The organism is Mesorhizobium sp. M7A.F.Ca.CA.002.15.2.1 (genome assembly GCF_003998715.1).
Taxonomy (GTDB): Bacteria; Pseudomonadota; Alphaproteobacteria; order Rhizobiales; family Rhizobiaceae; genus Mesorhizobium; species Mesorhizobium ciceri.
Genome location: NZ_RZPI01000150.1, coordinates 1 through 9539, shown reverse-complemented (window position 1 = coordinate 9539; position 9539 = coordinate 1). Strand labels below are relative to the sequence as shown.

Here is a 9539-nt window from a genome sequence, read left to right as displayed (position 1 = left end):
CACCCGAATAAGGCGGCGAGGCATAGGAAATGCGTTGTGCGCCCGCCGGTGCATAAGGAGGAGCGGCACCTTCGACTTCGGTGCCCTCCGGCAGCATCTGGATGCGGCCGCCATTGGAACCTTCGCCGGCGCAAGGCAGGAGTTCGCTGGTCTTCTTGCCAGCCTCGAGCTGCATCGAGTTGGCGGTGAAGCAGCCGACCTGCATCCACAGTCCGTTGATGTCGTCCCAATTGCGGGTGGCCAGGATTTTCGAAAGTTCGGTGCGGGCGACCGCCTGGCTCCACATGCCGACAGCCTCGCCGACGATCTTGATATCAGGATACTTGGCGAAGACTTCCTTGGCGGCCTTTGTCCGCTGATCGTCAACGGATGTTCCCGGGACGCCCGTGATGGCGATGATGTTGCCCTTGCCATTGAGCTTCTTGACCAGCCATTCGGCGGTCACCCTGCCCGCTTCCAGCTGGTCTATGTGGACGTTGTAGGCACAAGGCTCGGTGATCTCGGCGTCGTACGCAAAGACCTTCACGCCCTTGTCGCAGGCATTCTTGACGACCTGGTTGAGCGCGGTCGGCGAGATCGGATACACGACAATGGCTTCGGCGCCGCTTTGCACCATTGCGTTGATCTGCTGAATCTGGCGTTGCGCGTTGGGGCCAGCGACCTGGACCTGCAGGTCGACCTTGTCGGCCAGGCTCTTATGAGCGGCCATGGCCTTGACCATATTGGCCGCCTCCGCCTGCCAATCATTGCCGATGTAGCTCATGCTGAGAAAGATCTTGTGCTTCTCGGCGGCCTGCGCGGCGGACAGGCCGAAGGCGCACGCAGCCATGCCGGCCAGCAGCGCGAGCCGCCGGACTTTCGATCCGATACCCATGTGGAACTCCTCCCAAACAGAACGACCAAATGCCTCCCAAGGGCACAAAACGTAAACCCTTGTCATTCGATGCCAGCGACCGTATCATGATTTGATCAAATATCAATGATGAAATCGTTTATATCAAAACGGGCTATGTCGGCCGCTTGACGTGGCACCACGAACCTTGCATTCCGGCACAAGCAATAGTGTCGCCCATGGGCGGGAAGGTTGACCGGAGATGGCTGGATCGGCGTTCAGGAAGCCTGGTGTCGAGATCATTCCACTGTCCAAGGAAACTCTGCAGGACCGGGTCTACAACCAGGTCACCGAACTGATTCTCGACGGCAGCATCGTGCCGGGCGAGATGGTCACGGTTCAGAGCCTCGCCGACGCCTTTGGCGTCAGTCCGATGCCGGTCAGGGAAGCGCTGCGGCGCCTGACGGCAGCCAACGCGCTGACGGTAGTATCCGGGCGCTCCATTGGTATTCCGGCGCTCAGCCGCGAGCGGCTCACCGATTTGCGAAATGTACGTTTTGAGATAGAGGCCATCGCCGCCGGCTGGGCCTCACAGAACCGCAGTGATGCGGATCTTGCGATTTTCGCGCGCGATCTGGACTCACTGGAACGCGCGAATGGCGCGGACGACGTAAAGGCCTATCTCAGGGCGAATTATACCTTCCACTTCGCAATCTACCGAGCAGCGGGATCCGAAACCCTGCTCAAGATCATCAAGGATCTATGGCTGCAGATCAGCCCCTATTTCAATATGCTGCATGGATCCTACTCGACCGCGAACACATACCATCAACAGATGTTTGCGGCCCTGCGCGACCGGGACGAGCAGGCAGTTCAGGCGGCGGTTCGCGGCGATATCGATGCGGCTTTCGACATGCTGGTCGATCTTTTGAAGTAGCGCCCGGCCCGACCTCCGACCCCTATCACATGCCTCCTATTTCTGGGGATGGCAGAGCAGCGCTCATGCGCACTCAGCGGGCAAGCGCGGGCTTCTTCTGGTGATCTAGAGATCATATCCCGAGCGCGTCATCCATGGTTCTCGTGCTTGAGCTTGCGAGGGCGGCAGCCGATGACGCGGCGAAGCACATGACCCGCATCCTCATTGTCATTATCGGATTGCCAAAATGTGGTAGCGTGATTATACCAGTTGATCAGTTGACGACGGGCGATACCGTCCGCTGAGATCAGGAGTAGTGACCAAATGACAACGATTGCGCTGTTCGGTGCCGGTGGGAAAATGGGCTACCGCCTGTCGACCAATTTTCGCGGGTCGCCCTACACAATACGCCATGTCGAGGTCAGCGATGCCGGCCGCGAACGGCTGAAGACCGGGCTGGGTTTCGATACTGTCAGCGCCGACGAAGCGCTCAAGGGCGCCGATGTGGTGATCCTGGCCGTTCCCGACACGCATATCGGCAAGGTGGCGACCAGCATCGAGAGCAAGCTGGCGCCGGGCACCATGGTGGTGGTGCTCGACGCGGCGGCACCCTTCGCCGGCCACCTGCCGAATCGACCGGACCTCACCTATTTCGTCACCCACCCCTGCCATCCGCCGATCTTCAACGACGAAACAGATATGGCGGCAAAGAAGGACTATTTCGGCGGCGTCAAGGCCAAGCAGCATATGGTCAGCGCCTTGATGCAGGGGCCGGAAGAGGATTACGCCAAGGGCGAGGCGATCGCGAAGATCATCTGGGCGCCGGTCATGCGTTCGCACCGCGTCAGCGTCGAACAGATGGCGCTGCTGGAACCCGGGCTTTCGGAGACGGTGTGCGCCTCGCTGCTGGTGGTCATGAAGGAAGCCGTCGACGAGGTCGTGGCACGCGGCGTCGACCAGCAGGCGGCGCTCGACTTCCTGCTCGGCCATATGAACGTGCTGGGCGCCGTCATTTTCGGCGAGACCAAGGGCGTTTTCTCGGATGCCTGCAACAAGGCGATCGAGTTCGGCAAGCCGGTGCTGATGCGGGACGACTGGAAGCGCGTGTTCGAGCCGGAAGAGATCGCCGCCAGCATTCAGCGTATCACCTGAAGAGGAGAGGCGCTGCCGCCGCGACGTCGCCGTACCGTTGCCGACGCTCGGCATCGTAGCTCATCAGGTACATATCACCTGAATTCGTGGTTGACTCATCATACCAGTTGGCTTAGCTGTTCATGGCTCGGATCGACAGGGTTTTGGCAGGAGTACGGTGGGCGAGTGGAGGATGGCTGGGGAGCAACGATCCGTGGAGGGAAGCCGGCAAACGGCTCTTTAGCCCCGAAGCGATCCGCCGCCCGCGCCGCCTGACGAATTCGGATGCCGACAGATGCTTTCGGTAACCAAGGCAATTTTTCAAACGGGAGGACTTCATGAAACTTACACGCAGAATGACGCTTGCGGCTTTCGCCGGCATGCTGGCGCTTGGCACGGCCGTGCCCGCCTATGCGGCGGATCTCATTGCCATCATCACGCCCTCGCACGACAATCCGTTCTTCAAGGCGGAAGCCGTCGGCGCCGAAGCCAAGGCCAAGGAACTCGGCTACGAGGCGCTGGTGCTGGTCCATGACGACGACGCCAACAAGCAGTCCGAGCTGATCGACACCGCGATCGGCCGCGGCGCCAAGGCGATCATCCTCGACAATGCCGGCGCCGACGCCACCGTCGCCGCGGTACAGAAGGCCAAGGACGCAGGCATTCCGTCCTTCCTGATCGACCGCGAGATCAACGCCACCGGCGTCGCCGTCGCGCAGATCGTCTCCAATAACTACCAGGGCGCCCAGCTCGGCGCGCAGGAATTCGTCAAGCTGATGGGCGAGAAGGGCAATTTCGTCGAGCTGGTCGGCAAGGAATCCGACACCAATGCCGGCATTCGTTCCAAGGGTTATCACGACGTCATCGACGACTATCCGGACCTGAAGATGGTCGCCCAGCAGTCGGCCAACTGGAGCCAGACGGAAGCCTATTCCAAGATGGAATCGATCCTGCAGGCCAACCCCGACATCAAGGGCGTGATCTCCGGCAACGATACGATGGCGATGGGCGCCTATGCGGCACTTGCCGCGGCGAACCGCAAGGATGTCATCGTCGTCGGCTTCGACGGATCGAACGATGTTCGCGACTCCATCACCTCGGGCGGCATCAAGGCAACGGTGCTGCAGCCCGCCTTCGCGCAGGCGCAGATGGCGGTCGAGCAGGCCAACGACTTCATCAAGAACAAGAAGTCGCCGGCCAAGGAAAAGCAATTGATGGACTGCGTTCTGGTCAATGGCGACAATGCCGCCAAGCTGGAGACCTTCGCGCTGACGAACTGAGCCAGCGTGATTTGAATAGCGAGGGGCGAACCCAGGATCGCCCCTCGCCGCCATTTTCCGTGGGCCGCCCACGATGCTGAACGACAGGCCGCCATGCTGAACACCAAGCCGAACTGGCCGATCCTTACCGTGATGGTCGGCATCAGCCTGACCGCCTGCAAGATCCTGCCGACGAAATCGGACGACGGCAACAACGCTGCCACCTTCAATCCAGACAAGATGGTCGAAGAGATATGGGCGGCAAAGGTCGTGCCCTATCTCCAGCAGAAAGCCGGACCGTTTGCGCAGGTTCACACACTGGCGACAACCGACCCAGCGGCTGCCGGCGCCAAATACGGCAATCCGAACAAGCAGGCGAATTCGCCTTGGACTTTCGCGGTTCGGCTGGAAGGCAAGATTATCGCGGCCAACACACAGTCGCGTGCGGCAACGGTCGACGTCGATGTCGACGGCGACGGCAAAGCCGATGCACGGGTGCAGATCGGACCGGCGGTGCGCGGTACCGCGCTGCGCGACAGCCTGGACTTCATCCAGTTCAACGACTTCACCAACCAGATCGACTTCGCCCAGTTCGGCAAGGCTTTCAACGCTTATGCCGACAAGACGGTGCTTTCCAAGCTGCCGCGCGAGGCGCTGGAAGGCCGCAGTGCCAAGGTGCTCGGCGCCTATACGCTGGGGAGCGGCCAGGACCTGCCGCTGGTGACGCCGGCGGAGGCAGAGATCGGGCCGAAGCCATGAGCGCGATCGCGGAGCGCGAAATCATTCTGAAGCTCGAGGACGTCTCCAAGGTCTATTCCGGCACCGTTGCGGTCAAGCGCGCCAATTTCGAGGTGCGCAAGGGCGCGGTCAACGTGCTGGTCGGCGAGAACGGCGCCGGCAAGTCGACGCTGATGAAGATCATCGCCGGTGTCGAACGGCCGACCGCCGGCCGCATCCTGCTGGAAGGCGAAGAGGTTTCCTTCTCGTCATCCGGTGACGCGGTGAACCGTGGCATCGGCATGGTGTTCCAGGAGCTGAACCTGTTCGGCAATATGAGCGTCGCCGAGAATATTTTCGCCACCCGAGAAATCACCAACCGCTTCGGCAAAATCGACCACGCGCAACAGGAAAACCGCGCTGCGGAATTTCTGGAACGCCTACAGGCCGGCATCCGGCCCGACATGCTGGTCGAGGATCTGCGCATCGGCCAGCAGCAGCTGGTCGAGATCGCCAAGGCGGTTTCGCTCGATGCACGCATCCTGATCATGGACGAGCCGACCTCGGCGCTGAGTGCTGCGGAAGTCGAGATCCTGTTCAAGGTGATCGCCGACCTCAAGGCGCGCGGCGTGGCGATCGTCTACATTTCGCACCGGCTCGAAGAGCTGATCCGCATCGGCGACTACATCACCGTGCTGCGTGACGGCCGCATCACCGGCCAGGAAGAGATGAAGAACGTCGACACGCAGTGGATCGTTCGCCAGATGATCGGCTCCGACGCCAAGGACTTCGCCAAGGCCGACGGCCATCTTCCGGGCGAAGAGATTTTTCGTGCCGAGGAGATCTGCCTGCCTCGTGCCACCGGCGGACTTGCCGTCGACCATGTGTCGTTGTCGCTGCGTGCCGGCGAGATCCTCGGCATATACGGCTTGATGGGCGCCGGGCGCAGCGAACTGTTCGACTGCATCATGGGCCGCCACGGCCATTCGACCGGCGACATCTTCATTGGCGGTAGAAAGGTCAAGGAGCGCGATACGACGCGGCGCATCCGGCGCGGGCTGGCGCTGATCCCCGAGGATCGCCAGCGCGAAGGGCTTGTCTCGATCCTTTCGGTCGCCAGCAATTTGACGCTGGCCAGCCTGTCGCGCTTTGCCCGCCTGTTCCACATCCGTGGCGCTGACGAAAGGCAGGCGGTGACGCAGGTGGTGCGGGAGTTGGCGATCAGGGTCGCCGACCCGGCGCAAGAGGTGTCGTCGCTGTCGGGCGGCAACCAGCAGAAGGTGGTGATCGGCAAGGCGCTGCTCACCGGGCCCAAGGTGCTGCTGATGGACGAGCCCAGCCGAGGCATCGATGTCGGCGCCAAGGCCGACGTCTTCCGCACCATGCGCAAACTGTCGCGCGATGGATTGGGCATTCTCTTCGCCACCTCGGATCTCGATGAGGTGATGGCGCTGTCAGACCGCATTGCGGTGATGAGCAACGGAAAACTGACGGGCATGTTCGATCGCTCCGAGGCGACGGAGGCAGCCCTTGTCTCCGCCTCGGCACTTGGCCACGGGCCGACCCCGCACACGGAGAAAACCGCCCATGACTGACATCCCGGCCAAGGCGGCTGTCCCCTCCGTCTCGAGCGGCTCGCTGCTGCTGACGCTGATGAAGGCGAGAACCTTCATCGCGCTCATCGCCGTCTTGATCTTCTTTTCGATCGCGGCGCCTAATTTCCTGTCGACCGCCAATCTGATCCTGATGTCGAAGCACGTGGCGCTGAATGCGTTCCTGGCGATGGGCATGACCTTCGTCATTATCACCGGCGGCATCGACCTTTCGGTCGGTTCGATCGTCGGCCTGTGCGGTATGGTGGCCGGGTATCTCGTGCTCAACGGCATCGACCTGCAGATCGGCTACACCATCTATTTCAACGTCTTTGAGATCGCGCTGATCACGCTTGCCGTCGGCATATTGATCGGCGCCGTCAACGGCTTGCTGATCACCAGGCTAAACGTCGCGCCGTTCATCGCCACGCTCGGCGTGCTCTATGTCGCGCGCGGCCTGGCGCTGCTGTCGTCGGATGGCCGCACCTTTCCCAACCTCGTCGGCAAGCCGGAGCTTGGCACCACCGGCTTCGGCTTCCTCGGGGCCGGTCGGCTGCTTGGCCTGCCGGTGGCGATCTGGATCCTCATCGTCGTTGCACTGGGAGCCGCCTATCTCGCCAAGTACACGCCACTCGGTCGCCATATCTTCGCCGTCGGCGGCAATGAACGGGCGTCGCGGATTTCGGGCGTCCGGGTCAACATGGTCAAGATGTTCGTCTATATGTTCTCCGGTTTCTGCGCGGCGATCGTCGGCCTGATCATCTCGTCCGAGCTGATGGCCTCGCATCCGGCGACGGGCGAAAGCTTCGAGCTCAACGCCATTGCGGCGGCAGTGCTCGGCGGCACCTCGATGTCGGGCGGCCGCGGCACGATCGGCGGCACCATCGTCGGCGCCTTCGTCATCGGCATTCTTTCGGACGGGTTGGTGATGATGGGCGTGAGTTCGTTCTGGCAGATGGTGATCAAGGGCCTCGTCATCATCGTCGCCGTCGTCGTCGACCAGGCACAGCGCCGGCTTCAGCAACGTGTCACCTTGATGCAGATGGCAAAGGCAGGCTGAGCATGGCGGAACTGCGGGGAGCGCTGATCGGCTGCGGCTTCTTTGCCGTCAACCAGATGCATGCCTGGCGCGACATAGCGGGCGCCTCGATCATCGCCATCTGCGACCGTGACCCGGAACGGTTGCGGATCGTCGGTGACCAGTTCGGCATTGCGAAGCGCTATACCGATGCGGCGGAACTATTTGCCGGCGAAAGCCTGGACTTCGTCGATATCGCCACCACCGCGCCCAGCCATCGTCCGCTTGTCGAAATGGCGGCCGCCCACCGCGTTCCGGTGATCTGCCAAAAGCCGTTCGCGCCGACGCTTGCCGACGCAAAGGCGATGGTCAAGGCATGCGCGGAAGCCGGCGTTCCGCTGATGGTGCATGAGAATTTTCGCTGGCAGTCACCTATCCAGGCGGTGCGGACCGTGCTCGATAGCGGCGAGATCGGCACGCCCTTCTTCGGGCGTATCTCCTTCCGCTCGGCCTATGACGTGTTTTCCGGTCAGCCCTATCTGGCGACGGGAAAGCGCTTCATCATCGAGGACCTCGGTATCCATATCCTCGATATCGCCCGTTTCCTGCTCGGCGACGTCTCGACCATCACGACACGAATCGCCCGCATCAATCCCGCCATTGCGGGCGAGGATGTGGCGACCATGCTGATGGACCACAAGAGCGGCGCAACCTCCGTGGTCGACTGCAGCTACGCGACCAAGCTCGCCACCGAGCCGTTTCCCGAAACGCTGATCGAGATCGATGGCAGCGACGGCACGATCCGGCTGGCGCAGGGATACCGGCTGACCGTCACCGGCAAGAGCGGCACGGCCGTCACCGACGTCTCGCCGCCGCTGCTGGCCTGGGCGTCGCGGCCCTGGCACAACATCCAGGAAAGCGTCGTAGCCATCCAGCAGCACTGGGTCGACTGCCTGGCAAAGGGGACCGAGCCGGCGACCTCGGGCGCCGACAATCTTAGGACATTCGCGCTGGTCGAGGCCGCCTATGCTGGGGCCGCGAGCCGGCAACCGGTGCAACTCGACGCCTTGCCGAAATGACCGCCGGCACTTTCCTGCTCTACGGCACGCGCGTGGTCGAGGCCGAGCCGGTCAGGCTCAGCGCAGGCTCGCTCAGCGCCGACTTCGTCAACGGCAATCTGCGCACCATCCGCCATGGCGGCACCGAAGTGCTGCGCGCCATCGCCTATATCGTGCGTGACCGCGACTGGGGCACCTATGAGCCAAATTTGACGGACCTGGTGATCGAGCAGGGTGCCGACGCTTTTTCGGTCAGCTATTCGGCAAGCTGCCTGGCCCCCGATGGAAACCGGCTCGGCTTCCGCGCCACCATCAAAGGCTCTGCCGACGGCCGTCTGGTCTTCGACGTCAGCGCCCTTCCCGAAAACGATTTCGAAACCAACCGCTGCGGCTTCTGTATCCTGCACCCGATCGCCGACCTCGCCGGTAGCCCGGTCATGGTCGAGCACACAGACGGCAGCGTGGTGGCGACGAAACTTCCCCAGCTGATCGACCCCTGGCAGCCTTTCAAGGATATCCGCGCCATCTCCCATCAGGTTCGGCCTGGTGTCATCGCTGAGTGCCGGATGGAAGGCGATACTTTCGAAATGGAGGACCAGCGCAACTGGTCGGACGCCTCCTACAAGACCTATGTGCGGCCGCTGGTGCTGCCGTGGCCGTATGTGCTGCCTGCCGGCCAGCCCCTGAGCCAGACGATCAGCCTGCGCATCGCAGGTGAAGGCAAAGCGCCGGCTGCCGCAGTGGCCAGCGAACCGGTCAGGGTCGAACTCGGCGAGGCGGGAGCAAGGCTGCCCGATGTCGGCGTGGTCATCTATCCCGAGGATGTCGAGACGGCGCTGGCGAACCTCTCCACGCTGGCGGCACTCGGCCCACAACAGCTGCTGTTTCACCACGATCCGACGCGCGGCCACGGGCTCGATGCCTTGCGCGCTTTCGCCCGGCTCGCAACTGCCTACGCAGCCGAAACCACCCTCGAATGCGTCGTTGCCTGCGCTGGTGATCTTGACGCCGAGTTG

General features: G+C 62.3%; 8 protein-coding genes and 1 pseudogene. 8 read left to right on the top strand and 1 reads right to left on the bottom strand.

Translation table 11 applies throughout. The features are described 5' to 3' along the window. A partial coding sequence (locus ENZ74_RS11415; RefSeq protein ID WP_127312780.1) for a sugar ABC transporter substrate-binding protein occupies positions 1–874 on the bottom strand: 874 nt, incomplete at its 3' end. Positions 875–1094: 220 nt separating this feature from the next. On the opposite strand from ENZ74_RS11415, the gene ENZ74_RS11410 reads away from it, so the two are divergent. The 8 genes and pseudogenes from ENZ74_RS11410 to ENZ74_RS11370 form a co-directional block, all read left to right on the top strand. Continuing rightward, positions 1095–1769 (top strand): GntR family transcriptional regulator, encoded by a 675-nt coding sequence (locus ENZ74_RS11410; protein WP_013533053.1) that lies wholly within the window; start codon positions 1095–1097, stop codon positions 1767–1769. A gap of 303 nt (positions 1770–2072) precedes the next feature. Continuing rightward, a complete protein-coding gene (locus ENZ74_RS11400; RefSeq protein ID WP_063167523.1) occupies positions 2073–2900 on the top strand; it encodes a phosphogluconate dehydrogenase C-terminal domain-containing protein in 828 nt (275 codons plus the stop codon). Positions 2901–3217: 317 nt separating this feature from the next. Next, positions 3218–4159, top strand: a complete 942-nt coding sequence (locus ENZ74_RS11395; RefSeq protein WP_024502459.1) for a D-ribose ABC transporter substrate-binding protein — start codon at positions 3218–3220, stop codon at positions 4157–4159. Positions 4160–4252: 93 nt separating this feature from the next. Further along, positions 4253–4897, top strand: a complete 645-nt coding sequence (locus ENZ74_RS11390; protein ID WP_027163941.1) for a DUF2291 family protein — start codon at positions 4253–4255, stop codon at positions 4895–4897. Further along, positions 4894–6450: a sugar ABC transporter ATP-binding protein gene (locus tag ENZ74_RS11385; RefSeq protein WP_027163942.1), complete on the top strand. Its 1557-nt coding sequence runs from the start codon at positions 4894–4896 to the stop codon at positions 6448–6450. The genes ENZ74_RS11390 and ENZ74_RS11385 overlap by 4 nt, the downstream gene beginning before the upstream one ends. Then, a complete protein-coding gene (locus tag ENZ74_RS11380) occupies positions 6443–7507 on the top strand; it encodes an ABC transporter permease (RefSeq protein ID WP_032809713.1) in 1065 nt (354 codons plus the stop codon). The genes ENZ74_RS11385 and ENZ74_RS11380 overlap by 8 nt, the downstream gene beginning before the upstream one ends. Positions 7508–7509: 2 nt before the next feature. Continuing rightward, positions 7510–8544 carry a Gfo/Idh/MocA family oxidoreductase gene (locus tag ENZ74_RS11375; RefSeq protein WP_063167522.1) on the top strand — a complete coding sequence of 345 codons (1035 nt, stop codon included), beginning with the start codon at positions 7510–7512 and terminating at the stop codon, positions 8542–8544. Then, positions 8541–9539 (top strand): annotated as a pseudogene (locus ENZ74_RS11370) (hypothetical protein); the annotation flags it as partial. The gene ENZ74_RS11375 and the pseudogene ENZ74_RS11370, both read left to right, overlap by 4 nt.